Genomic DNA, 23,319 nt, shown 5'->3' with positions numbered 1-23,319 from the left:
AAAGCGGTGCCGGCGGGAATCCCGCCGGCTTTCGAATGGTTGGCGCCTTAAATATCTAAGTTATTGACATTTAAAGCATTTTTCTCGATAAAGTCTCGGCGAGGCTCCACCACATCACCCATCAGGGTGCTGAAAAGATCGTCCGCCGCAACCGCGTCTTCGATGGTCACTTTCAGCAGCCTGCGGGTTTCGGGATTGACGGTGGTGTCCCAGAGCTGCTCTGGGTTCATTTCACCCAGGCCCTTAAACCGCTGAATGGTCTGGCCGCGCTTGGCCTGTTCCATCAGCCAAGCCTCAACCTCGCCGAAGCTGGACACCTCGCTGTTGCGATCTCCCTGCGACACCACCGCACCGGGCTGAATCAACCCCGAGATTTGCTCACCCAGCTCCATCATGGCTCGGTAATCGGCGCCGTCGAAAAACTCGGGCGGCAGAACCCGAGGTGTGCTGACGCCATGGGTATATTCGTGCACCACCAGACCTTCGTTGGTGGCCTCCACCTCATAACGATCGCTCGGCCCGGTATCAGCGTTGAGTAGTGACTCCAGCTCCTTGGCCCAGTCGGCGGTTGAACCGGGATTATCGAAGGCGGTTGCGTCGAGCTTGCTCACACCCATCAACGCCTGCAGCACCGTTTCGCTGTAGTGGTTAGACAGCCGGCGAACACTCCGCTGGACCGCCTGATAGCGCTTCATCAGACTTTCGAGGCCCGTACCGGTCAGCGGCGGGACATCGGGATCATAGACCAGCTGCGCCTTATCCAGCGCCCGCGCCAGCAGATATTGACTCAGCTCCGCGTCATCTTTCAGATACTGCTCCTGCTTACCGTGTTTAATCTTGTACAGCGGCGGCTGACCGATATAAATGTGTTCTCTTTCAATGAGTTCCCGCATCTGGCGGTAGAAAAAGGTCAGCAGCAGCGTGCGGATGTGAGAGCCGTCCACGTCGGCGTCGGTCATGATAATGATGCGGTGGTAACGCAGCTTTTCGGGATCAAACTCCTCCCTGCCGATGCCACAGCCCAGCGCCGTGATCAGCGTACCCACCTCCTGCGAGCCCAGCATCTTGTCAAAACGGGCTTTTTCTACGTTGAGGATCTTGCCTTTGAGCGGCAGCACCGCCTGATATTTGCGGTTACGTCCCTGCTTCGCTGAACCGCCGGCGGAGTCACCCTCCACCAGGAACAGTTCGCAAAGCGCCGGATCCTTTTCCTCGCAGTCAGCCAGCTTGCCCGGAAGGCCGGCAATGTCCATGGCGCCTTTGCGCCGGGTCATCTCACGCGCTTTACGGGCGGCTTCGCGAGCACGCGCTGCATCCACCGCCTTGGCGGTGATCGCTTTAGCTTCCTGCGGATGCTCCAGCAGAAACTCCGAGAGCTTTTTGCTCACGGCCGATTCAACAACCCCTTTGACCTCCGAGCTCACCAGCTTGTCTTTGGTCTGCGACGAGAACTTGGGGTCGGGCACTTTGACCGACAGAACCGCAATCAACCCTTCCCGACAGTCATCACCAGAAAGCTGAACCTTGGCATTCTTCGCGGCCGATTCGGTGTACTGGTTGATCGTTCGAGTAAGCGCTGCGCGGAAACCCGCCAGGTGTGTCCCGCCGTCTTTCTGCGGAATATTGTTGGTGAAACAGAAAACGCTCTCCTGGTAGGCGTCGGTCCACTGCAGCGCGGCTTCGACCGACGCCTCGGGGGCTTCCGTGGAAAAGCTGACGACCGTGGGATGCAGCGCCGCTTTTTTCCCGCTTAAGTGTTCAACGAATGAACGGATACCGCCCTCATACTCAAAGACGTCCTGTTTTCCGCTGCGCTGATCGATGAGCTCGATGCGCACCCCGGAATTCAAAAACGACAGCTCGCGAAGGCGCTTTGCCAGCACCTCATAATGAAACTCGGTATCGGAAAAGATCTCGGCACTCGGCCAGAACGAGATGGTTGTACCCGTCCGAGTCGTGTCGCCCGTGACGGTTAGCGGTGCTTTCGGTACCCCGAGGTGGTACTCCTGCTCGTGAACCTGCCCTTCCCGATGGATTCGCATTTCCAGCTTTTCGGACAGCGCATTGACTACCGAGACGCCGACGCCGTGAAGCCCCCCCGAGACCTTGTAGGAATTGTCGTCAAATTTTCCGCCAGCGTGCAGCACGGTCATGATGACTTCCGCGGCTGACTTATCTTCCTCTTCGTGAATATCGGTCGGAATACCACGACCGTTATCTTTCACGGTGATCGAGTTGTCGGCTCTGATGATCACCTTGATGTTGTCACAGTGACCCGCGAGGGCTTCGTCAATCGAGTTGTCCACCACCTCAAAAACCATGTGGTGTAGTCCGGTCCCGTCATCGGTGTCACCGATGTACATGCCCGGACGCTTGCGTACCGCATCCAGGCCTTTAAGGACCTTAATATTCGAGGAATCGTATTTGTCAGTCATATCTTCTCTCAGAGGCCCGGCGGGTACGCGCAAACGTTGGGCGCCGGGCGGATTTCTTTGGGGCTGGGGGCTCTAACCACAGCCGCCGCAACCCTCCGATTATACCAGTTCTGAGACCCGCCCTTGTTCCACGTGGAACACCTTATCGACGCCGCCCTGGTCCACCCCCGGGGGTGAAGCGTTGCCCGTAATCCACGTTTGCGCGCCGAGTTCCCGAACCACGTCGACGGCCAAACGCTGATGCTCCGCGTCCAGTTCGGACGGTAAATCATCAAACCCGATCACCGGCACCTCCCCGGCTTCCGACATAGCCTCAGCCTGGGCCAGCAACAGGGCCAGCGCGACCATTTTCTGCTGTCCGCGCGATAGACGACCGGCAACTCGCTGACCGCTGAGCACCAAACGAACATCACCTCGGTGAGGTCCCCGACCCGTAAATCCGAGATCACGATCCTGGCTGAGACTCTCATCCAACGCCTCATCCAGCGTTTGATCCTCCGGCCAACCCTTAGCGAGCGACAGCGAGATCTTTCCCAACGACGGCGAAAAAACCTGCAAGTGTTTGCCGGCAAATTCCTTGATGCGCTCCAGGTGATCTAGTCGAAATTGCGTAACTGCTTCTCCGTGGTCCGTCAGTGCGCGATCCCAAATTGTGATTTCTCCGAGCGAAGCGCCGCTGCGAATCGCTGCATTCCGCTGCCGGAGCGTCGTCCGATAACGACGCCACTGGTCTAAAAAATGATGTTCCACGTGAAACACACCAAAATCCAGAAACCTTCGACGGTCTTCGGGCTGCCCTTCGACCAACCGATGAAGACCCGGGTGGAAGACGCTAAAGGGTAACTTTTCCGCCAGCGTTGCTAACGACTTAATGTCGGCGCCCCCCGCTCTCGCCGACCAGGTCGAAGGCTCTCGCTGAATACCCAGCACCTCTGCGGACTCTTCGTTTTGCGTCAGGTGGGCAACGATGATGGCTTTGCGCTGCTCTCGATTGAGGAATTCGTGTCGGCCGCTGCCCAAAAATGAGCGTCCACGGCTCAGGCAGTGCAACGCTTCGAGCAGGCTGGTTTTGCCCGCGCCGTTTCCGCCGAGAAAAAGATTGATGCCCGGACCGGGCTTCAGGTCTACCGCACTGAGATTTCGAACGCCGTCTATCTGGAGACGACTGACGCGAATCATTGCAAAAGAAGCGGTACGCTGCGCGCCGGCGCCACTATCTCGCCTACAGGCGTAGCGGCATCACCACGTGACGGGCGTGTTCGGACTCCGGTGATTTACAAAGACAGCTACTGTTCGCATCCTTGAAGCAAAGCTGAATCTGGTCCGTTTCCAGAGCGTTGAGGGCGTCAAGCACGTAGTTGACGTTAAAACCAACCGCCAGCTGGTCAATCTCACAGGTGACCTCTACCTCTTCCACCGCCTCTTCCTGTTCCGGGTTGTGCGCCACAATCCGCATCTGATTCGGTGCCAACTCGAGGCGAACGCCCCGGTATTTTTCGTTCGACAGAATCGCGGCTCGATGTAGCGCGTCGCGAATGTCGTCACGTTCGCCTTCGACGACCAGATCAGCGCCCATGGGAACCACCGCCTCGTAGTCCGGAAATTTGCCGTCGATCAACTTTGAGGTAAACGTCCCATCGTCCAGCGCCACCCGCACATGCGAGCGACCGAATTGGACGGTGATCGGCTCGTCGTCGTTGTCGAGCAAACGCTGCAGTTCGAGAACACCCTTGCGCGGAATGATCATCTGCCGCACGTCGTCGACCGCCAGATCGGCGTCAACGTCGGTGATGGCCAGCCGGTGACCGTCGGTTGCGACACACCGCAGCATGCCCTCCCGAAGCTCCAGCAGCAGCCCATTCAGGTAGTAACGGACATCTTGGTTGGCCATAGCAAAAGCGGTGCCCTCAATAATGCGCTTGAGGTCGCTTTGCTTGATCTGGACGGATTCTCCGACCTCAACATCTTCGATGACCGGAAATTCGTTGGCGGGGAGCGTAGCCAGCGTAAACCGACCGCTTCCGGCGCGAATGGTAGCTTTGTCCGCAGCGAACTCCAGGTCGAGGCGCGTTCCGTCCTGTAGCGCTTTACAAATATCGAGAAGCTTACGTGCGGGGATGGTGATCTCTCCGTCTCGCTCAACCTCCACACCCACCGATGCCGTGAGTTCCACCTCGAGGTCCGTGCCCGTCAGCATCAGTCGATTCTCCGCAGCCCGTACCAGCAGATTGGAAAGAACCGGCAGCGTCTGTCGCCGTTCCACGACCCCAGCTACCTGGGTCAATGGCCGCAACAGAGCTTCTCGCTGAATGCTGAATTTCATAAATAGGCTTCCACTTATGATTATTTAATAGTTAGATAGTTATTGTTATTGTTCCGCGAGATAACTGGAACAACCCCCAATTAATTAATAAAATCAATGACTTGTGTCATTTCTTGCGGTGGATAACTTCAGCCCCTGGCGGTGTGTAAGCTGGGGATAAGTCACCGGCTCCCTGCTATCGACAAATTATCCACAATTTATCCACCACTTAATACCGCCCACCAGGAAAAAGCACCGTCTCCGCTGTCGACGGCTACTGGGTCAAGGCTCGAACCAGTTTGTCGTGGTCGTCATGCAAGCGCCCGTCGGAGCTGCAAAGCTCGTGGATTTTGCGATATGCGTGCAGGACGGTGGTGTGGTCCCGACCGCCAAACGCCCGGCCGATTTCCGGCAAGCTATGTTCGGTCAGCTCCTTGGCCAGGCACATGGCCATCTGCCGCGGCCGCGCAATGTTTCGAGAGCGACGCTTGGAGACCATCTCGGCCACGCTGATGTGGTAGTAGTCGGACACCGTCTGCTGGATATTAGGGATGGTGCACTGGCGCTGATGCGCGGAGAGCAGCTCACGCAACGCCTCTTTGGCAAAGCCCGCGGTGACCTCCTGCTTGGTGATATGCGCTTTCAGCCAAAGCGTATTGAGCGCTCCCTCCAGTTCGCGAACGTTGGACTGAACATGGCGGGCGATCAGCAGCGCCACCTCCTCGTTGAGACACAAGTCTTTTTCGGCCGCTTTCGCGATCAGGATTGCGGCCCGTGTCTCAAAATCCGGTGGCTCGATCGAAACGCTCAGGCCCGAGCCGAAACGAGACTGCAGTCGGGATTCAAGACCGTCGACATCCCGAGGATAGCGGTCACAGGTCAGGATCACCTGCTGTTTGCCGTCGATCAGCGTATTGAAGGTATGAAAAAACTCTTCTTGTGACCGCTCTTTGTTGGCGAAAAACTGGATGTCGTCGATCAGCAGCGCGTCAGCGGTCCGATAGCGCCTCTTAAATTCGTCGATACTGTTGTGGCGAAGCGCCTGGACCATCCGGGAAACAAACTGCTCTGAGTGCAGGTACATCACCCGAGCCTTGCCGGTGCTGACCAAATGGTTGCCCACCGCATGAAGGAGGTGTGTTTTGCCTAAGCCCGTGCTGCCATAGAGCAGCAGCGGGTTGTAGCTGTTGTGTCCCGGGTTGTCGGCCACCTGAAGCGCTGCCGCCTGCGCCATCTCGTTGGATTTGCCCCGCACAAAATTGTCGAAGCGAAATGCCGGATCGAGATTTGTGGCGATCCGGGGATCCGATGCGGCGCCTGCCGGGGCTGCAGGCGCACCCTCTTCACCGCCGACCGAGCCGATAAAGAGCTCAACATCAACGGCTGATCCGGCCAGGTGGCTGAGCGTCTGCTCAATCAGCAGGAGGTGATTATCGCGGACGGCGTTCAGCACAAATTCATTGGGTGCCATCAGTGATGTCACGCCATCCGCAGAATGTGCCTGCAGCGGCCGGATGTACATGTTCATTTCCTGCCCGCTGAGCTCGCCTTCCAGCCGGCTCAAACATCGGGCCCAGAGCTCGTCGCCGCTCACAAGTGTTTCATTCGGTGCAGTCCCGCCATTAAATCCGACAAAGAATTTGTCGGACCGAGCAGTCTAACGCCGCCCAGCCATCACTTCCAAGATTCGGTTGCGGGCGGTCTAAAGCTGCCGCAAAAAGCGCTCGATCGGCGCCAGCGGGACACGCTGCTTCCCAGCGCTGAACCGGTTGACACCACTGTACCTGCGCCGGTATTCTTTCGCTCCTTTTGACACGGCCCGGCGCCTCGCCCCTGGCGGAGGAGAACGGCCGTGTTTTTGTATGCGCGACGACAACGGATAAGCAGGTAAGCTCCCATGAAACGCACATTTCAACCTAGCCGCCTTAAGCGGGCCCGCACCCATGGCTTTCGCTCTCGCATGGCCACGCGCAGCGGCCGCGCCATTATTAATGCGCGCCGCGCTAAAGGTCGTAAGCGTCTAGCTGGCTAACGGCTTCCGGCAGCTCTGGGTGAGCCGCTGTGGATGAACGGTTTGGCCGATCGTTTCGCGTCCTGACCAAAAAGGACTACGGTCGAGTTTTTGCCAGGCCGCGTCGTACCGCCAGCCGGGCGTTCACCGTCCTGGCATGCCGAGGCGCCACCAATCACGCAAGGCTCGGTTTGGCGGTTTCCAAAAAAGTCGACAAGCGCGCCGTAAAACGCAATCAGATCAAGCGGCTGGCTCGCGAAAGCTTTCGGCGAAACGCCATCCGGCAGCAGCCGGTGGATCTAGTGGTCATCGCCCGGGCCCCGGCGGCCAGCATGTCGGCCCAAGACCTGTTGTCGGCGCTGGAGAGCCACTGGGATCAGCTCATGAGCTGGTCTCGCTCACAAGCCCAGAGCACCTGAGCTAGCCCGCCACTAAAAGCGCCCAAAGGCAACCAAATCCACCATGCCCAATTCCCGCTTATTCCTGCTGATCGCCCTCATGGCCTGCGCGTTTCTGATCTATCAGCAGTGGCAGATCGACTACGCGCCAGCGGCCCCGGCACCAGCACCGGTTCAAGAACTGGTCGACAATGTCCCGCCGGCTGACGCCATTCCCGAAGCGGCGCAAGACAGCTCCGACCCACCCGCGGACATACCCACACCCGGCGTCGCCCAAACGCCGGCGGCTCAGCCTGAAGCTGCCATCTATTCTGAAAGTGGTGACCTCATTACGGTTCAGACGGACGTGCTCGACCTCAAAATCAGCACGCGAGGCGGCGCAATCGTGGAGGCAACGCTTCGCGACTACCCGGTGAAGCTGAAAACTCCGGATACCAAGGTGCAGCTGCTCAGCAGCGATCCAGCCACGCTGTTCCTGGCGCAGTCGGGCATCGTCAGCAACACCCACCCGAGTGCAGACCACACGCAAACCTTTACCGTTGAGCAGAGCCGCTTTGTGCTGGGCGACGGCGCTGAGGAGCTGGTGGTGCCGATGACGTGGAGCGCTGGCGGGACCACGCTCACCAAAACCTATCGCTTTGCGCGCGGCTCATACGTGGTGGGCCTGGAGCAGGCGCTAAGGAACAACTCCGATCAGGAATGGATCGGTAGCGATTACCAGCAGCTGGTGCGACGACCGCCACCCGAGGTCAGCGGCAGCGCGTTCAGCAACCCGGAACGTTACAGCTTCATCGGTACCGGGCTTTACACCGCTGAAGGCAAATACGAGAAATTTGATTTCGAAGATTTGGACGACAAAGCGATCGCCCGCAGCGGCGCCGCCGCCTGGGCTGCGATGGTGCAGCACTACTTTGTCACCGCGTGGGTACCGCCAGCGGAGCAACAGGCGCAGCTGGAGGCGGTGGCCGTGGACCGGGGCCAGCGTTACCGGATCCGAACGCTCAGTCCCTCGCAGCGAGTGGCCCCCGGCGCGATGGGCTACTTCCCCAGCACGCTGTTTGTCGGGCCCAAACTACACGACCAGATCGAACCCCTGGCCGAAGGCCTGATCCTCACCGTTGACTACGGCATCTTCACCCCGTTTTCCAAGATTCTGTTCTGGTTGCTGGACAAGATCCACACGCTCACCGGGAACTGGGGCTGGGCGATTGTTCTGCTGACCGTGCTGGTCAAGGCCGTGTTCTACAAGCTCTCCGAAGCCCAGTACCGCAGTACCGCCAAGCTGCGTAAGCTGCAGCCACGAATCCAGCAGCTAAAGGAGCGGCACGGCGACGACAAGCAGAAGTTCAACGTCGCCATGATGGAGATCTATAAAAAGGAAAAGGTGAACCCGCTCGGCGGCTGTCTCCCGATCCTGGTTCAGATCCCGGTATTTTTTGCGCTCTATTGGGTGCTGCTGGAGAGCGTCGAGCTCCGGCAGGCGGATTTTATGCTCTGGATTAACGACCTGAGCTCGCCCGATCCGCTCTTTATTCTCCCCGTGATCAACGGCGCGGCGATGTTCCTGACCACCAAACTTTCCCCGAACCCGGCGGCCGACCCGATTCAACAGCGCATTTTTCTGGCCATGCCGATCGTGTTCTCGGTCATGTTTGCGTTCTTTCAGGCCGGCCTGGTGCTCTACTGGACCGTCAACGCGGTGCTCTCGCTCGCCCAGCAGTGGGTGATCACCAAGCGGGTGGAGGCCAGCGGCTGACCTCGCCGTCGGCTGACAGCATCGCGGCCATCGCCACTGCTCCCGGAGCGGCGGGCATTGGCATCGTCAGGCTGTCCGGCCCGGCAGCACTTACCTTACAAATACCCCTGGTGGGGCGAACCCTGGAACCGAACCGGGCCCGCTATCTACCCGTGCTGGACGAGGCCGGCGAGCCCCTCGATCAGGCGGTTGTGCTCTTTTTTGCCGCGCCGCATTCGTATACTGGCGAGGACGTGCTGGAGCTTCAGGGCCACGGCGGCCCGGTGGTGATGCAGCTCCTGCTCGACCGCGTCCTGGCGCTGGGTGCCCGCATGGCCCGACCCGGCGAATTTACCGAGCGCGCGTTTATCAATAACAAGCTCGACCTGGCCCAGGCCGAGGCGGTGTCGGATCTGATCAACGCATCCACGGAGCGCGCGGCTCGCGCCGCCAGTCGCTCGCTGGAAGGGGCGTTTTCGCAGCGCGTTCAGAGTCTGCTGAGTGAGCTGACGGCGCTGCGGGTTTTTGTGGAAGGCGCCATCGATTTTCCAACCGACGAAATCGACTTCCTGGGCGAAGCGGCGCTCGGCGAAAAGGTCGCGCGGCTGGTTTCGCTACTGGACGAGCTGTTGCGTGGGGCACGTCACGGCGCTGCGCTGCGGAACGGGTTGACCCTGGCCATTGTCGGGCCGCCAAACGCCGGCAAGTCGAGCCTGCTCAACGCGCTGAGCGGGCGCGACAGCGCAATCGTGACTGAGATTCCCGGCACCACCCGCGACGTGCTGCGAGAGCAGATCCAGCTCGACGGGGTGCCGCTCCACCTGGTGGATACCGCCGGACTCCGGGAGAGTGAGGATCGGGTTGAGCTGGAGGGCATGAGACGAGCAGTGCAGGCCGTGGAGTCTGCTGACCATGTGCTGGTCATGGTGGACGACGCGGACTCAGACTCCAGGCGCCCGAAGCTGCCGCCCGCGGCGCCCGCGCAAACGGTGCTCTACAACAAGATCGACCGTTCGGGCGCAAACCCCGGCAAAGGTGCTGAGGGTCTCTACATTTCCCTGCGAACCGGCGCTGGACTGGACGACCTTCGGGCGCACCTGCGCAGTCTCGCGGGGGCCAGCTCTGAGCAGGAGGGACAGTTCAGCGCGCGCGGCCGGCATCTGCGCGCGCTCGAGACTGTTCGAGATCATCTAGCCCAGGCGCAGGCCCTGGTCCAGGACGATCCACAGCCCGAGCTGCTGGCCGAGGAGCTCCGGCTGGCTCAGCAGGCGCTCGCTGACATCACCGGAGAGTTTGTACCGGATGATCTGCTGGGGGAGATCTTTTCCAGCTTCTGTATCGGCAAGTAGGTTTTTGAGTTACCGGTCTGCCGGCACCGCCAGCACGTCACACGGCAGGTCTGGCAACACCTCACGCGCTGTGCTCCCAATCAGCAGGTCCGCCAGCCGTGAGCGGGAAAACACGCCCATCACCACCAGCGCCGCGTCATCTCCCTGGGCAAAATCGCGCATGAGAATCTCCGGTTCACCCGGGGCGAGCTCGATCGGCAGTTTGACGCCCCCGTCGCCGGGAAGCAGGCGAGTGATTTCCTCCTGGCGCTGCGCTTTGACCTCCGCCAGGTAGTCGTGCATGTCATCGTCCAGCCCCTCGCCGGGGATCTGCTGAATCGCGTGCATGAGCCGCGCATCACCAACCTGGTTGTGGAGTGCCAGCGTCCAGTTCAGCACCTCGCGATCAGCCTGGCTGCGGTGTGCTGATCGGTGTGCGGGGTCGACAAACGCGGCGATCCGGGCCGGGTTGGGCCACGGCTCATCCCTGACCAGCCAGACGGGGATTTCGCAGCCGTGCAGCAAACGCCACTCGGCGGGAGACAGGCGCTGAGCATTTCTCGCGGTGATCATCACCACATCGGGCCAGTCCAGCTCCACCGCGCCGATCACACCGCGGTCGAAGGGATGGGCCCATTGCGTGCTTGTGTCGACGTCCGCCAATCCTTGCTTGGCGTAGCGAGCCGCCAGTTGGTCCAGCAAAGCCTGGGCGTCTTCGCGGAACTGATGACGCACATGGTCTTCGTCGGCGATATGGAAGAGATCGAAATTGGCGGACGGTTCGTAAACCACCGCGTGCAGGCGGAGCGAGGCACCGAGCATCTTGGCGATTTGTGCGCCCCGGTCACAGGCCGGCTGCCCAACACTTGGATGGTCCTCCGAGAGCGCGACCAGGGGGTTTGCGATGGCCAGAATCTTGGAAATTTTTGCCATGAGTAATGGGCCTTGTGTCAGGGCTTGGTATTGCAGTTCAATCCAGGCCACCCGCCAATTGTGTCAATTACGTAGTGTGGAGCTGGCCGCGCCAATGCCGGCGCTTCACAAACGCGCCCGCGGGGCGCAAAATTAACGCTCGGCGATCGTTTCGCCAGTCCGCACCTGATTCGCATACCTCACGTAATTCAGGGTCACTCCGGCAAGGGAAGACATGCTCGCGCTCAACGTAAAAAACCTCGAAAAGACCTACGAAAACGGGACTCGCGCATTGAACGGCGTCAGCCTGACCGTGGAAGAAGGCGACTTTTTTGCCCTGCTCGGCCCCAACGGTGCCGGGAAGTCGACGCTGATCGGCATCATCAGCTCGCTGGTCAATCCCACCGGTGGCGACGCCGAAGTTTTTGGTATTAGCGTGGAGCGTCAGCGGGCGCTGGCGATGTGCCAGCTGGGTCTCGTGCCGCAGGAGATGAACTTTAATTGGTTTGAGCGGCCGCTCGATATTGTGGTGAATCAGGCGGGCTACTACGGTATCCCGCGCGCCAAAGCCTACGATCGAGCGGAGGAGCTGCTGGGTAAGCTGCAGCTCTGGGACAAGCGCAGCGTCATCTCTCGAACGCTGTCGGGCGGTATGAAGCGGCGCCTGATGATCGCCCGCGCGATGATTCATCAGCCTCGACTCCTCATTCTCGATGAGCCGACGGCCGGCGTAGATATCGAAATCCGCCGAGCCATGTGGGAATTCATCCGCGAGATCAACGAGCAGGGCACCACGGTCATCCTGACCACTCACTACCTCGAGGAAGCGGAGGAGCTGTGTCGCAACATTGCGATCATCGATCACGGCGAGATTGTGGAGAACACCTCGGTTCGCGAGCTGCTCACCCGGCTGGACATCGAAACGTTTGTGATGGATGTCGACAAAGACCTCGAGGAGCCACCGCAGATCGACGGTTACGTTTCTCGGCTTCGTGACCCAAATTGTTTTGAGGTGGAGGTGCCTAAAAGCCGCGCCCTCAATCGCGTGTTCGAACACCTCGACAAGCGGGGGATCCGCGTTCTGTCGATGCGCAACAAAACCAACCGGCTGGAAGAACTGTTTATGCGACTGGTGGAGAAACCCAATGAGTGACGCGCTGACCGGCGTCGAAGCCGCCCCAACCACTGGGTCCCTCGTCAGACCGACTGCCCACACCGCGTGGGTGGGGTACGCAACGATCGTGCGCAAAGAGGTCACGCGGATTGTCAGGATCTGGGTCCAAACCCTGGTGCCGCCGGCGATCACGATGACGCTCTATTTCGTCATCTTCGGCAATCTCATCGGCCAACGGATCGGCACCATGGATGGGTTCAACTATATGGACTTTATTGTGCCGGGCCTGATCATGATGAGTGTCATCACCAACTCTTACGGCAACACGGTGAGCTCGTTCTTTGGCGCCAAGTTCGGCAAACACGTTGAGGAGATGCTGATCAGTCCGCTGCCGGTGGTGATAATTCTGGCCGGCTACGTTACGGGTGCGGTGTTCCGCGGCGTTCTGGTGGGTATTGTGGTGCTCGGGGTGTCGCTGTTTTTTACCGATCTTCAGGTGGCTCACCCGCTGGTGACCATCTCGGTGGTTCTGATCACGGCAGTGATCTTCGCGTTGGCCGGCATGGTGAACGCGATCTTCGCCAATAAGTTTGACGACATCTCGATCATCCCCACCTTTGTGCTGACGCCGTTGACCTATCTGGGCGGCGTGTTCTATTCGATCTCGCTGCTCCCCGAGTTTTGGCAGACCGTGTCTTTGGCCAATCCGATTCTGTATATGGTCAACGCGTTTCGGTACGGCATCCTCGGCGTCAGCGATGTCAGTCTGACGGTGGCCTACAGCGTGTCTGCGGTGTTTGTGCTGGTGCTGGGCTGCTTGTGCCTGGTACTCCTCAAGCGCGGCGTGGGCTTGCGAACTTAAGCGTAACGCCATCCGCCGTCTGCGGCCTATTCGCTAGAGTGCTGATTGGGCTCTAGCGCAAAAAATTCCCGTGCTGTCCTTAGGCTGTTGGCCGCCGTGACCTCGGGTGTTTCCCCGCGACAGGCGGCAATCTCCCGAACGATGTGCGGCAGGTGGCAGGGTTCGTTGCGGCGGCTGGCGGGTTTCGGCTTAAGGTCCCGCGGCAGCAGGTAGGGCGAATCGGTTTCCACCATCAGCCGATCTTCGGGGATGCGGCTGACGAGATCTTTGAGGTGGCGACCGCGGCGCTCGTCACAAATCCAGCCGGTGATCCCGATGTACAGATCCAGATCGAGGTAGTCATTGAGCGCCTGCTCGCTGTCGGTGAAGCAGTGCACCACCGCCCGCGACAGTTGATCGCGGTAGCGGGTCACGATCGCAAGAAAATCCTCGTGGGCGTCGCGCTGATGCAGAAACACCGGTTTGCCGCTGGCCACGGCCAGCTCCAGCTGCGCTTCGAACGACTGCTGCTGTTTGGGCCTCGGCGATAAATCCCGGAAATAGTCCAGACCGGTCTCACCCATTGCCTTCACCTCGTCAGCCTCCGACCAGCGCGCAAAATCCGCGGCCATGGCGTCGCTGAATTCGTCTGCGTAGTGCGGGTGATTGCCGCAGGTGGCAAACAATAATCCCGGATACCCGCGCGCCAGCTCGAGGGCCGCTTCGCTACCCTGATGGCTGGCGCCGGTCACCATCATCTGGATTACGTCAGCCTGGCGGGCCCGTTCCAGCACCTCCGCCAAATCATGGGAAAAGGATTCGTGGGTGAGGTTTGCCCCGATGTCGATCAGCTCCATTTGCGCATTATCTACACCGCGAGACCTCCCGAAAACACTGGAATCCTTGACGCTGATGGCATAGACTGGCGCCGCCTCGTTAAGAAGGCAGGCGTCAAGCGCCGATAAGATCAACCTAAACCTCTATCGTTTGTCAGTCCCGGGGTTTAGGCCAAGAACCACAACTATATTAGGCCACAGCCCCTCATTGCGTCGTGGCCGGAGGACTGACATTCATGGCGAGCGAACGCCTCACTTCTCTGGAAAAAATGATCATCCAGGTTGCGGATGCCTTTACGGATCTGCTGGTGGCTGAACAGGTTTCCGTCAAACGATTTTCTGACCTGGTTTTTGCGGGTGCGGTTCAGGCGCTTAAGAAAAAAGGCCTGAGCATGCAAGAAATTATTTCTCACTCTGGCGCCGCGGCAAAAACCGTAAAAAAGTATCTGCGGGATGAGTACCACGATAAAAAAGGTGACATCCTGGTGGTGCGTTTCCTGTCCGGCTGGGCGGCCGACAGCGAGATGCCCAAAGAGCTTTCCTTAAGCGGTGAAAACTTCCCCGACTGGCAGAGCGTCTGCTCCCGCCATGGCGGCGAGCTCACGCCGAATTTCCTGAAACGCACGCTCCTGGCCTCCGGCAATATCGCGATCCGCGGTGATCGTGTCTCGCTGGTGAGCGAAAACTACGCGAATAACGGTCGCTCCGGCGTGACTTACGACTACGTTGGCTGGGTGCTCTCGCACCACATTAAAACGATTTCCCATAACGTGAACCATCCGACCGACCCGCTGCTCGAGCGGACCATCTACGGTTTTCAGATCAAACCCGAGCGGCGTGAAGAGCTGCGCGAGTTTTGGCGCGAGGAGCTGTCGGTGGCGCTGGCCAAGGCCCGCGAAAGTGCTCGCGAAAAAGGGTTCTACGATCCGGCGCTGCCCAAAGACAACGAAATGGGTGTGTCGGTCATCATGTGGGACGACCAGGCGCCTACCTGAGCCAATAAAATCTAGCTGGGGCCGTGGAAAAAAACCGGCCCCGGCTGTAGCCGCGGCGCCCGCTCGCCGCCATGCACGCCGCTTGATCTTCCGGCCGTTCCCAATCCCTGCCTTTTTTAGAGCTGTTGCTGTAGCTCTCCTAGGCTAACCGTTCATTGGCGATTCAGGTGCAGCTGCCATAATGTCAGCTGTTTGAATCAGGACGTGTGCCTATGGCCTTCTCTAAATCCGCGCCACTGCTTGGCCTGGCCTTACTGCTCAGCGTTTTCGGCGCCGCAGCACAGGTGTTTACCCAGGCGTTTGTGCCGGAAAGCGGCTTTTACTGGAATCCCGAGCAGCCGGGTCGGGGTTATGCCATCGAGGTTCAGGATCGGCAGGTCTTTCTGACGATCTACACCTATACCGACGAAGCCAACGCCACCCTTCGTGAACCGCTCTGGTTTAGCGCACTGGGCACGCTCACACCAACCGTCACCGGTCCGGTGTCCTATCGGTTTGATGACGAGCTGGTGTTTTCCGAGGACGGACAGTGCCTGGGCTGCGCCTTTCGCGATCCGGTCAGTACTTTTACCGGACGCCCAATTTCTCTCACGTTCGAAACGCTGACCACCGGTCAGCTGTTGATCGACGGTGAGCTGATCCCGATTCAGCGATTCTGGTATTCCCCCTCGATTGATGATCCGTATCTGGCCATGCAGGGTCAGTGGATTTTTGTGACCGACTGCACCGCCCCAATCGACAACAACTGCTTTCCCAGCGACGTAAACGTTCAGCCGTTTGAGGCGGACCTGCTCACGCTCGACCTGGTCACCGGCACCGGCGATGACACGACCACCGAAGGCCTTCGCTCAGGCACCGACCTGGAAGTCGCGGGATCGTATGACGCGGTGGAGAACATCTTTTTTGTGGTGGTGGCGGAAACCGTCAACGAGTTTGTGGCCTACTTGGTGTTCGGCGAAGACTTCGGCACCGACCAGATGAACGGTATTGCCGAACGGTTTGTGCCGGGCGCCAACCTGACCGGTGAGGGTTTCCCGACGTTTGGTCGACGCATCTCCGATCTAACCTTCAGCGAAACGCTGAACCCGTCAGCGAAAACGGCCGCCGCCTCGGCTATGCAGCCGCGGCTATCCCGAAGCGCTCGCAACGCCGCGCAGCTGGCCCTCCTGGCGCAAAAAGACGGAAAGGTCGCGGCGCCGCGAAGCCGGGCCGAGCGATTGGCGGCTGCGACTCCAACCCTGCGCGCGCTGGAGGCAAAGCTGCGAGCCAAAGCCAGTTTCGGGGCCACGCGCGAGCCCTGACAATCTCTGGTGTGCGCCGGGGCTACCTCTCCCCCGGCGCTTTCTGTAACCGAGCTGGCCCGCGGTGCGTCTAATGGATGTGGCGCATCGTCGGGCCAAGGCGCGTTGTCGCCTGGCGAACTTCTGGGCTCGGCGGTGTCCTAACAGACGTAACACATCGTGGCCTGCAGCCGGCCACCTTTTTGCCAGCTTTAGCCCGCAGGCTGGCCGATCTGGCGAGAGGTAAACGTCCCAATGGCTTTGAAGATCACCCGCCCTCACCGCGCACTGTTTTGGATGGCCGTCTTCTCCGCTTCCCTCGCGGCCCTGCTGGTGGTTTTGCTGGAGCCGCTCAAGAACGCGTTCATGGCGAACGCCGCCTTCAATGGGGTGATTGTCGCCGTGCTCGTCATCGGTCTACTGGTCACGTTGCGCCAGGTCCTCGCGCTGTATCAGGAAGCCCGGTGGATCGACGAATTCCGGCGCAAGAATCCGGCCCGCAAGAGCCGGGAGGAAACCCACCTGCTGGCGCCGATGGCGCGGATGCTGGCTCGCCATGATGACGGGCAGTTCACCCTTTCTGCAGGATCCCTGCGCTCGCTGCTCGACAGTATCCGCAGCCGGCTGGATGAGTCCCGCGACGTGACCCGGTATCTGGTTGGGCTGCTGATTTTTCTGGGGCTGTTGGGGACATTCTGGGGTTTGCTGCTCACGATCGGCGATGTCGGTCAAATCATCGGCGGGCTGGATCCCGCTGACGGCGCGGGCCCGGCGGTTTTTGAGCGGCTGAAGGCCGGTCTCGAAGGGCCCCTCGCGGGCATGGCGGTGGCCTTTTCGTCATCCCTTTTTGGCTTGGCCGGTTCGTTGATCCTGGGATTTTTTGACCTTCAGGCAGGCCATGCGCAGAACCGGTTTTTTAACGACCTCGAGGAGTGGCTGTCCAGCGTGACCCGCCTGTCCAGCGGCGCCCTGCCGGGTGACGGGGAAGCCGGCGTACCCGCCTACGTGCAGGCGTTGCTCGAACAAACCGCTGACGGGCTGGAACGTATGCAGCGTGCGCTCGGCGACCAGTCGACCCACCGCAGCGAGCTGCACCACCAGCTGGCCACCCTGAATCGCCGGATCGCCGACCTCGGACAGAGCGTCAATAACGATCAGCTTTCGGAGGATCTGCGCTCGGAGCTGCGATTGCTCAACCGCACGCTGGCGGCAGCGCTCAGCCAGCGGACCGAGCTGGAGGAACGTTGATGCGACAGGCTGTCGGTCACGAGGAATTGCCGCGCTGATGTCCGCCCGCCTCGCCCGCCGGCGGCCGCTGGATATCTGGCCGGGTTTTGTCGACGCCCTGGCGGCTCTCCTCATGGTGGTCATCTTTGTGCTGCTGCTGTTCACCCTGGGGCAGTATTTCCTAACCGACGAACTCAGCGGGAAACAGCGTGCGCTGAGCGCGCTGGAGGGCCAGGTCGCCGAGCTTACCGACATGCTGGCTCTGGAGCAGTCCACCAGCGCTACGCTCACGCAGCGCCTGGCAACCCTCAGCGAGTCCTTGGCCGCCTCGCAGGCGGCTCGCAGCACCCTCACCGACGAGCTGGCGCAGAGCGAAGCCAGCCTGGCCGCCAGCACCGAGACCGTTGCCGCGCTCAACTCAGATCTCGCCGCGTTGACCGAGTTGCGGAATGCACTGCAGGCCGAGGTCGCGGAGCTGGCCGGGGCGCTGGACACGACCCGGCGAGAGGCCACCGTCCAGGCGGAGTTGACCGATGAGGCGCGGGCCCAGGTGGTGCTGCTCAACCGTCAGCTTCAGGCCCTGCGCCAGCAGCTGACCGAGGTATCCAGCGCGCTCGAGCTTGCCGAACAGGAAAATACGACGCAGGCTTCCGAAATTGCCGACCTGGGTCAGCGTCTGAACCTGGCTTTGGCCAACCAGGTACAGGAGCTCAAAGACTACCGCTCTGATTTTTTTGGTCGGCTGAAGGCGGCGCTGGGTGAGAACCCCGATCTGCGTGTGGAGGGTGATCGTTTTGTGTTCCAGTCGGAGCTGCTTTTTGCGAGCGGCTCCGCTGAGCTAGAAGACCAGGGCAAAGCCCAGGTCCGCAGCCTTGCCGCTGTCCTTAAGGAAATAGAAACGCAGATTCCTGCCGACATCGACTGGGTGCTTCGCGTCGACGGACACACCGATATCCGGCCGATCACCACCCCGGCCTACCCGTCAAACTGGGAGCTCTCCACGGCCCGGGCGCTGGCGATAGTCCGCTACCTGCAGCGCAGCGGTATTGACCCTCGGCGGCTGGCGGCCACCGGGTTTGGTCAGTATCACCCGCTGGATCCGCGGGAAAACGAGCTGGCTTACGCCCGCAATCGGCGCATCGAGCTCAAGCTCACCGCACGCTGACCGGTGCCGCCAATGAAATCGTTGTCGCTGACTCTCCTGCTCCTGAGCTTTGGGCTGCTAACCGCCTGCGCCACAGGCCCCGACACTGGACCGATGGCGGGCGAGCGCTACGCGCTGATCCTCACCGACGTCAGTCGACGTGCCGAACGCATCTTTCCGGTGGAGATCTATCGTATCGACGACCGGGAGATCCGCGATCCCCGCGGCCAGCGCCGGATTGAACCGGGTGTGCATACCATCCGAGCCCGCGGCATCGTGAATCGCGATCTGGTGCCGGGTATCGCGCGGGATCTGTCCCGCGGTGGACCGCAGGAGATCACGGTCAACTTCCAGTCAGGAAACCGCTATTTTCTCGGCCTGAAGGCGGACAGCCCGCGGCGGGAAGACTGGGAGCTGGTGGTCTGGAAAATCGAAGAGGTTGAAGCTGGGATGGTCAAGCTGGAGGACTGAGCTTGACGATGAACAGGGGTCAGAGTAAAGCCGCGCTTTACTCTGACCCTTTACTCTGACCCCACTATTAATGAACTAATACGCAAACTCTTTGAAGATGGGATGGATGTCGCCGTCCCATTCGTCGTGGAACTTGGCCAGCTTGCGCTGCGCCGGAATTACCCCGCTTTCCACAATCTCGCGCAGCGGCTCCAGGAAGCCGCTCTCGTTGTCGCCGACGTCGTTGAGCCGGTTGCGGCTACGAAGGCCGGCAGAAGCGATGTCCATCACCTCGCGCGCGATCTCGCCGAGCGGCTGGCCGTCGATCTCAGCCTGCAGCCCCAGCCGAGGAACGTCGTTGCGTAGCTGCTGACGCTGATCGGCGGTCCAGTGTTTCACCAGGTCCCAGGCGGCCGTCTGCGCGTCGGCGTCGTAAAGCAATCCGACCCAAAAAGCCGGCAGCGCGCAGAGTCGGTGCCACGGTCCTCCGTCAGCGCCGCGCATTTCCAAAAAGGTCTTGAGCCGGACCTCAGGGAACACGGTGGTCAAGTGATCCTGCCAATCGGTGAGAGTGGGCTGTTCGCCAGGCAGCGCCGGCAGCTTGCCGGCAAGGAAATCCCGGAATGACTGCCCGGCTGCATCAATATACTGGCCGCCGCGGCGCACAAAGTACATCGGCACATCGAGCATGTAGTCGACCCAGCGTTCAAACCCCATGCCCGACTCAAAGACGAAAGGCAGCATTCCGGCACGCTGCGGATCAGTATCGGTCCACACCTGGGAGCGGTAGCTCAGGAACCCGTTGGGCTGACCTTCGGTAAAGGGTGAGTTGGCAAACAGCGCGGTGGCCAGCGGCTGGAGCGCCAGTGACACCCGGAATTTCTCGACCATGTCGGCTTCGTTTTCAAAATCGAGATTGACCTGCACGGTGCAGGTGCGGGTCATCATGTCCAGGCCCAGGCTACCGACCTTGGGCATATAGCGCCGCATGACCCCATACCGCGCTTTGGGCATCCAGTGGATGTCTTCGCGCTTCGCAAGCGGGTGGAAGCCCAGGCCAATGAAGCCCGCACCCATCGGTGCAGCGACCGACTTGACGGCCTTCAGGTGCCGGCTGACCTCGGTGCAGGTCTGATGGATGTTCTCCAGCGGCGCACCGGACAGCTCGAGCTGTCCGCCCGGCTCGAGGGTGACGGAGCTGCCGTCAGGGTGCTTGAGCGCAATAATATTGTCGTTTTCGGTCACCGCATCCCAGCCGTCCTGGCAAAGCCCTTCGAGGATGACGGCTATGCCGGGTGTACCTTCATAGGCCAGCGGCTGGTGGGTTTTGAGGCAAAATCCAAACTTCTCGTGTTCGGTGCCGATACGCCACTGATCGCGGGGTTTGCTGCCTCGTTCCAGGTCGGCGAGCAGCGATTCGCGGGTGGCAGGTTCTGACGGGGTGTTGTTGTTCATAGGGGTCAGCCTTATTGCCGGCGGCAGCATATCAGCAATCGCTCTACGCCGTTATCCCGATTCGGAATATCATGTCGGCTCAGAACATGACCAATCCCCTGCTTCAAATCGAGCAACTCTCGGTGGACTATCTGTCACCGGGCGCGCCGGCGGGCACCCCTCCCGCGCTCAGCCTGGCATCGCTGTCGCTGGATCGAGGCCAGCTGCTGGCGATCTGCGGTCCGTCGGGCTGTGGCAAGACCACGCTGGGCCGGACCCTTCTGGGGATGCTGCCGGCGAGTGCCCGGGTGCAGGGCAGCTGCCGCTTTGACGGCGAGGAGCTGGTGGGCCTGCCCGAAAAACGCTGGCTGGCGCTGCGGGGTCGCCACATCACCGGTCTGTCGCAGGACCCTGCGGTGGCGCTTAACCCGGTGCTGCGGATCGGACGGCAGTTTCGTCAGCTTGGCCTGAGCGCTGATCGCGCTCGCCACATTCTCAGCGAGCTTGAGCTCGGCGACGAGCGCCGCTGGCTGCGAGCCTATCCTCACGAGCTCTCCGGCGGGCAGTGTCAGCGCGTTGCCCTGGGGCTGGCGCTGGCGCTGGAACCGGCGCTGCTGCTGGCCGATGAGCCAACCGCGGCGCTGGATGGTCGAACGACCCGCGAGGTTATGGCGCTGATGATGAAGCTGGCGACCCAGCGAAACATGGCGGTGCTGCTGATCACGCACGACCTGCCGCTGATGGAACACCTGGGGCTGCGGTTGTTGCACCTCACGCGCCCGAGTGGAACAGACCCAGCGGATGCCGAGGCATCGGGTGACTCGCCGCAGCCAATGGCCGAGCCGGCCGCGCCACCGCCTGATTCAGCGGATCCACCGCGGCTGGCGCTGGACGGGCTCACCGTGGCTTTTCCCGGCGCCGCGGGAGGTCGCGCGCTCGACGAGGTCTCGCTGGAGCTGGCCGCGGGTTCAACGACCGCCGTGGTCGGCGAATCCGGCAGCGGCAAGTCGACGCTGGCCCGAACGGTGATGGGCCTGCTGACGCCAGCGCAGGGCACGGTGCGACTGAACGGTCAGGTGATGGGGCCTCGTTGGGGACCGGAGCGGCTGCCGATGCAGCTGGTGCTGCAGGATACGTTCGCCAGCCTGAACCCGCGTCGCCGCGTTCGCCAGGTCCTGGCGGAATCGCTGGCGCAGGTGGGTGAAGCCGCCGCCCAGGCCGGTAACCTGCTCAGCGATGTCGGTCTGGATGCGTCGTTTCTCGATCGCTATCCACATCAGCTGTCCGGCGGTCAGCGCCAGCGCGTGGCGCTGGCCCGCTCGCTGGCGGTCAAGCCTGCGCTGCTGGTGCTCGATGAAGCATTCAGCGCCCTGGATATTCCGGTGCGGGCCGCGCTGCTCGAGCTGCTTAGGGGTCTACAGCGCGCGCGGGGCTTCTCGATGCTGATGATCACGCACGATACGGATCGGCTCAGCCAGGTGGCTGAGCACGTGGTGCTGCTCGAGGCCGGAAAGGTTGTCAAAGCGGGTCCTGTGGCGGAAGTGTTGCCCCTGCTCAGCCCGACCAGCGTCGCTTGATCAGGCCGTTGGCGAGCAGCTCGCCATCACCCAGCTCCAAACGGCTCTTGAGTTCTTCACCCTGCCGCTCCAGCCAGCCGTCGCGCACCAGCGCGTTCCACTGCTCCGACGCATAGCCGGTAGCCTGCGCCTGCGGGTAGCCGGCGCGGAGAAAGTTTGCGCGAGTCATCCCTACCGCCAGCGGCTCGGCGATTACGCCTTCGACCTCCGCAACCAGCACGGGCATCAGCGTCTGGGGGCGGAGCAGGAAGCCAGCCGGGGGTGGTTGGGTCAGCGAGGCGGAACCCGAAAAACGCGCCTGGCCCAGCTCGGGGTGGTTCATCGCCAGGTTCACGCGTGGAATACCCGGCTCCCATTCCAGCAGCGGCGGCAGCAGCGCCAGCGCCGACTGGGTGTCCCGCAATTCCAGCGCCTTGATCAGCAGCGGGAGCGACAGCCGACTCAGTGCAACCTCCCAGCGGCACGCGCCGAAGGGTGACAGCCCGTCCTGCTGATACCCGGCCCCCGCGAGGGCGAGCTCAAGCCCGACCAACGTTTCGCGCGTTTCGGCTTCGGCTGCCGTCCGCGCGTCGCCGTCCAGCGACACGCCGCTCAGCGACCAGCCCTGACCGGTGAAGCGATCCGCCTGCACCCTCAGCACCGCGTCACCCTTGTCCGCGGCGATCTCCAGCCGACCCACGACGCGCTCAAAGCCTGGCCCGGAAATGCCGGGACTCGAGAGCAACCAGCTGCCGTTTCGCAGCTCGTAGCTCAGATCCAGCGCCCCGTTGATACCGCTGGCCGGCAGCAGCGTGAGAGATGCCTCTGCGGTACCGAGCAGGCTGAGGCGCCAGCTTAGGCTCCCGAGCGCGGCACCTTCAGCCCCGACCAGCGCGCCGTCCGCCTGCAGCCATGCTGGCTTCAAAGTCAGATAGCCGTGCTGGAGCGTCAGTGGATAGTCAAACAACGCGCGCCCCTCGGTGCTCGCAACGCTGATGGTCGTTTGGCTGGAAAACCAGCGCCGCTGCAGCGCTGTCGCGTGGATCTCGTATTGCCCAAACTGTTGATCGATCCCCGCGATCATGCCGCCGGCGTGGCGCTCGAGCCACAGCCCGATCAGGCCGGGACTGAGCAGCCCCAGGAGCAGCCATAGCGTCAGCAGCGCGCCAAGCCATCGAAGCGCGAGAGTTCGGGTCAGCTTCATGCCGCGATGGTAGCAGGGGAAGGTCCCGGCGGGTGGGTGACTCGACAAAGCGCTGGCCCGAGGGCTTCGGGGTTTGTACGTTCTGATCAGCGCTTGATTCCCGGAGACCGAGCAAAG

The 23,319-nt window shown here is 61.2% G+C and carries 20 protein-coding genes; 12 read left to right on the top strand and 8 right to left on the bottom strand.

Features of this window, described 5'->3' with window-relative positions; all coding sequences use genetic code 11:
* Window positions 1–47 precede the first annotated feature (47 nt).
* From gyrB to dnaA, 4 genes are all read right to left on the bottom strand, one after another.
* The gene (gyrB, locus tag AAF358_08500) at window positions 48–2,435 is read right to left on the bottom strand and encodes a DNA topoisomerase (ATP-hydrolyzing) subunit B (GenBank protein ID MEM7705576.1); all 2,388 of its coding nucleotides are present in this window, start codon (window positions 2,433–2,435) and stop codon (window positions 48–50) included.
* Between the two features lie 99 nt (window positions 2,436–2,534).
* Window positions 2,535–3,614, bottom strand: coding sequence for a DNA replication/repair protein RecF (gene recF, locus AAF358_08495; GenBank protein ID MEM7705575.1), 1,080 nt, complete (start codon window positions 3,612–3,614; stop codon window positions 2,535–2,537).
* A gap of 43 nt (window positions 3,615–3,657) precedes the next feature.
* A complete protein-coding gene (gene dnaN / locus AAF358_08490) occupies window positions 3,658–4,758 on the bottom strand; it encodes a DNA polymerase III subunit beta (protein ID MEM7705574.1) in 1,101 nt (366 codons plus the stop codon).
* A gap of 253 nt (window positions 4,759–5,011) precedes the next feature.
* Window positions 5,012–6,331, bottom strand: coding sequence for a chromosomal replication initiator protein DnaA (dnaA, locus tag AAF358_08485; GenBank protein MEM7705573.1), 1,320 nt, complete (start codon window positions 6,329–6,331; stop codon window positions 5,012–5,014).
* Between the two features lie 303 nt (window positions 6,332–6,634).
* Here dnaA and rpmH point away from each other — a divergent pair, with 303 nt between their 5' ends.
* The 4 genes from rpmH to mnmE are packed head-to-tail and all read left to right on the top strand — an operon-like array spanning window position 6,635 to window position 10,230.
* Window positions 6,635–6,769, top strand: coding sequence for a 50S ribosomal protein L34 (rpmH, locus tag AAF358_08480; GenBank protein MEM7705572.1), 135 nt, complete (start codon window positions 6,635–6,637; stop codon window positions 6,767–6,769).
* Window positions 6,770–6,798: 29 nt separating this feature from the next.
* A complete protein-coding gene (gene rnpA, locus AAF358_08475) occupies window positions 6,799–7,167 on the top strand; it encodes a ribonuclease P protein component (GenBank protein ID MEM7705571.1) in 369 nt (122 codons plus the stop codon).
* A gap of 43 nt (window positions 7,168–7,210) precedes the next feature.
* Window positions 7,211–8,902 carry a membrane protein insertase YidC gene (yidC, locus tag AAF358_08470; protein MEM7705570.1) on the top strand — a complete coding sequence of 564 codons (1,692 nt, stop codon included), beginning with the start codon at window positions 7,211–7,213 and terminating at the stop codon, window positions 8,900–8,902.
* Window positions 8,866–10,230, top strand: a complete 1,365-nt coding sequence (mnmE, locus tag AAF358_08465; protein ID MEM7705569.1) for a tRNA uridine-5-carboxymethylaminomethyl(34) synthesis GTPase MnmE — start codon at window positions 8,866–8,868, stop codon at window positions 10,228–10,230. The genes yidC and mnmE overlap by 37 nt, the downstream gene beginning before the upstream one ends.
* Window positions 10,231–10,239: 9 nt before the next feature.
* Here the strand turns inward: mnmE and AAF358_08460 are convergent, their stop codons facing one another.
* Window positions 10,240–11,142, bottom strand: a complete 903-nt coding sequence (locus AAF358_08460) for a universal stress protein (protein MEM7705568.1) — start codon at window positions 11,140–11,142, stop codon at window positions 10,240–10,242.
* Window positions 11,143–11,356: 214 nt separating this feature from the next.
* Between AAF358_08460 and AAF358_08455 the strand changes: the two genes are divergently transcribed.
* Both AAF358_08455 and AAF358_08450 read left to right on the top strand, forming a co-directional pair.
* On the top strand, window positions 11,357–12,274 hold the full coding sequence (locus AAF358_08455; GenBank protein MEM7705567.1) for an ABC transporter ATP-binding protein: 918 nt from the start codon (window positions 11,357–11,359) through the stop codon (window positions 12,272–12,274).
* Window positions 12,267–13,097 carry an ABC transporter permease gene (locus AAF358_08450; protein MEM7705566.1) on the top strand — a complete coding sequence of 277 codons (831 nt, stop codon included), beginning with the start codon at window positions 12,267–12,269 and terminating at the stop codon, window positions 13,095–13,097. The genes AAF358_08455 and AAF358_08450 overlap by 8 nt, the downstream gene beginning before the upstream one ends.
* Window positions 13,098–13,123: 26 nt before the next feature.
* Here the strand turns inward: AAF358_08450 and AAF358_08445 are convergent, their stop codons facing one another.
* Window positions 13,124–13,933 carry a TatD family hydrolase gene (locus tag AAF358_08445; GenBank protein ID MEM7705565.1) on the bottom strand — a complete coding sequence of 270 codons (810 nt, stop codon included), beginning with the start codon at window positions 13,931–13,933 and terminating at the stop codon, window positions 13,124–13,126.
* Between the two features lie 215 nt (window positions 13,934–14,148).
* On the opposite strand from AAF358_08445, the gene AAF358_08440 reads away from it, so the two are divergent.
* The 5 genes from AAF358_08440 to AAF358_08420 all read left to right on the top strand — a co-directional run bounded on the left by AAF358_08440 (window position 14,149) and on the right by AAF358_08420 (window position 19,029).
* Window positions 14,149–14,907, top strand: coding sequence for a hypothetical protein (locus AAF358_08440; protein MEM7705564.1), 759 nt, complete (start codon window positions 14,149–14,151; stop codon window positions 14,905–14,907).
* A gap of 212 nt (window positions 14,908–15,119) precedes the next feature.
* Window positions 15,120–16,208: a hypothetical protein gene (locus AAF358_08435; GenBank protein ID MEM7705563.1), complete on the top strand. Its 1,089-nt coding sequence runs from the start codon at window positions 15,120–15,122 to the stop codon at window positions 16,206–16,208.
* A 234-nt stretch (window positions 16,209–16,442) separates the two neighbouring features.
* Window positions 16,443–17,435, top strand: coding sequence for a flagellar motor protein MotA (locus AAF358_08430; GenBank protein MEM7705562.1), 993 nt, complete (start codon window positions 16,443–16,445; stop codon window positions 17,433–17,435).
* A gap of 37 nt (window positions 17,436–17,472) precedes the next feature.
* Window positions 17,473–18,579 (top strand): peptidoglycan -binding protein, encoded by a 1,107-nt coding sequence (locus tag AAF358_08425; protein MEM7705561.1) that lies wholly within the window; start codon window positions 17,473–17,475, stop codon window positions 18,577–18,579.
* A gap of 12 nt (window positions 18,580–18,591) precedes the next feature.
* The gene (locus AAF358_08420; protein ID MEM7705560.1) at window positions 18,592–19,029 is read left to right on the top strand and encodes a hypothetical protein; all 438 of its coding nucleotides are present in this window, start codon (window positions 18,592–18,594) and stop codon (window positions 19,027–19,029) included.
* A 75-nt stretch (window positions 19,030–19,104) separates the two neighbouring features.
* On the opposite strand, the gene AAF358_08415 is transcribed toward AAF358_08420, so the two are convergent.
* The gene (locus AAF358_08415) at window positions 19,105–20,463 is read right to left on the bottom strand and encodes a glutamate--cysteine ligase (protein ID MEM7705559.1); all 1,359 of its coding nucleotides are present in this window, start codon (window positions 20,461–20,463) and stop codon (window positions 19,105–19,107) included.
* An 86-nt stretch (window positions 20,464–20,549) separates the two neighbouring features.
* On the opposite strand from AAF358_08415, the gene AAF358_08410 reads away from it, so the two are divergent.
* A complete protein-coding gene (locus AAF358_08410; GenBank protein MEM7705558.1) occupies window positions 20,550–22,019 on the top strand; it encodes an ATP-binding cassette domain-containing protein in 1,470 nt (489 codons plus the stop codon).
* On the opposite strand, the gene AAF358_08405 is transcribed toward AAF358_08410, so the two are convergent.
* Window positions 21,997–23,202: a hypothetical protein gene (locus AAF358_08405; GenBank protein ID MEM7705557.1), complete on the bottom strand. Its 1,206-nt coding sequence runs from the start codon at window positions 23,200–23,202 to the stop codon at window positions 21,997–21,999. The genes AAF358_08410 and AAF358_08405 overlap by 23 nt on opposite strands.
* Window positions 23,203–23,319 lie beyond the last annotated feature (117 nt).

The sequence above is a fragment of the Pseudomonadota bacterium genome (genome assembly GCA_039033415.1).
In the GTDB taxonomy this organism is placed as follows: Bacteria; Pseudomonadota; Gammaproteobacteria; order Xanthomonadales; family SZUA-38; genus JANQOZ01.
This window is presented reverse-complemented; position numbering and strand designations above follow the sequence as displayed.

What these genes read in the sequence shown, in the direction of transcription:
- recF (MEM7705575.1), bottom strand. Translation starts at nt 3,614, where the DNA reads ATGATTCGCGTCAGTCGTCTCCAGATAGACGGCGTTCGAAATCTCAGT.
- AAF358_08425 (MEM7705561.1), top strand. Translation starts at nt 17,473, where the DNA reads ATGTCCGCCCGCCTCGCCCGCCGGCGGCCGCTGGATATCTGGCCGGGT.
- dnaN (MEM7705574.1), bottom strand. Translation starts at nt 4,758, where the DNA reads ATGAAATTCAGCATTCAGCGAGAAGCTCTGTTGCGGCCATTGACCCAG.
- AAF358_08445 (MEM7705565.1), bottom strand. Translation starts at nt 13,933, where the DNA reads ATGGAGCTGATCGACATCGGGGCAAACCTCACCCACGAATCCTTTTCC.
- AAF358_08415 (MEM7705559.1), bottom strand. Translation starts at nt 20,463, where the DNA reads ATGAACAACAACACCCCGTCAGAACCTGCCACCCGCGAATCGCTGCTC.
- AAF358_08430 (MEM7705562.1), top strand. Translation starts at nt 16,443, where the DNA reads ATGGCTTTGAAGATCACCCGCCCTCACCGCGCACTGTTTTGGATGGCC.
- AAF358_08405 (MEM7705557.1), bottom strand. Translation starts at nt 23,202, where the DNA reads ATGAAGCTGACCCGAACTCTCGCGCTTCGATGGCTTGGCGCGCTGCTG.
- AAF358_08410 (MEM7705558.1), top strand. Translation starts at nt 20,550, where the DNA reads ATGACCAATCCCCTGCTTCAAATCGAGCAACTCTCGGTGGACTATCTG.
- AAF358_08460 (MEM7705568.1), bottom strand. Translation starts at nt 11,142, where the DNA reads ATGGCAAAAATTTCCAAGATTCTGGCCATCGCAAACCCCCTGGTCGCG.
- AAF358_08455 (MEM7705567.1), top strand. Translation starts at nt 11,357, where the DNA reads ATGCTCGCGCTCAACGTAAAAAACCTCGAAAAGACCTACGAAAACGGG.
- gyrB (MEM7705576.1), bottom strand. Translation starts at nt 2,435, where the DNA reads ATGACTGACAAATACGATTCCTCGAATATTAAGGTCCTTAAAGGCCTG.
- AAF358_08450 (MEM7705566.1), top strand. Translation starts at nt 12,267, where the DNA reads ATGAGTGACGCGCTGACCGGCGTCGAAGCCGCCCCAACCACTGGGTCC.
- AAF358_08440 (MEM7705564.1), top strand. Translation starts at nt 14,149, where the DNA reads ATGGCGAGCGAACGCCTCACTTCTCTGGAAAAAATGATCATCCAGGTT.
- AAF358_08420 (MEM7705560.1), top strand. Translation starts at nt 18,592, where the DNA reads ATGAAATCGTTGTCGCTGACTCTCCTGCTCCTGAGCTTTGGGCTGCTA.
- AAF358_08435 (MEM7705563.1), top strand. Translation starts at nt 15,120, where the DNA reads ATGGCCTTCTCTAAATCCGCGCCACTGCTTGGCCTGGCCTTACTGCTC.
- yidC (MEM7705570.1), top strand. Translation starts at nt 7,211, where the DNA reads ATGCCCAATTCCCGCTTATTCCTGCTGATCGCCCTCATGGCCTGCGCG.
- rpmH (MEM7705572.1), top strand. Translation starts at nt 6,635, where the DNA reads ATGAAACGCACATTTCAACCTAGCCGCCTTAAGCGGGCCCGCACCCAT.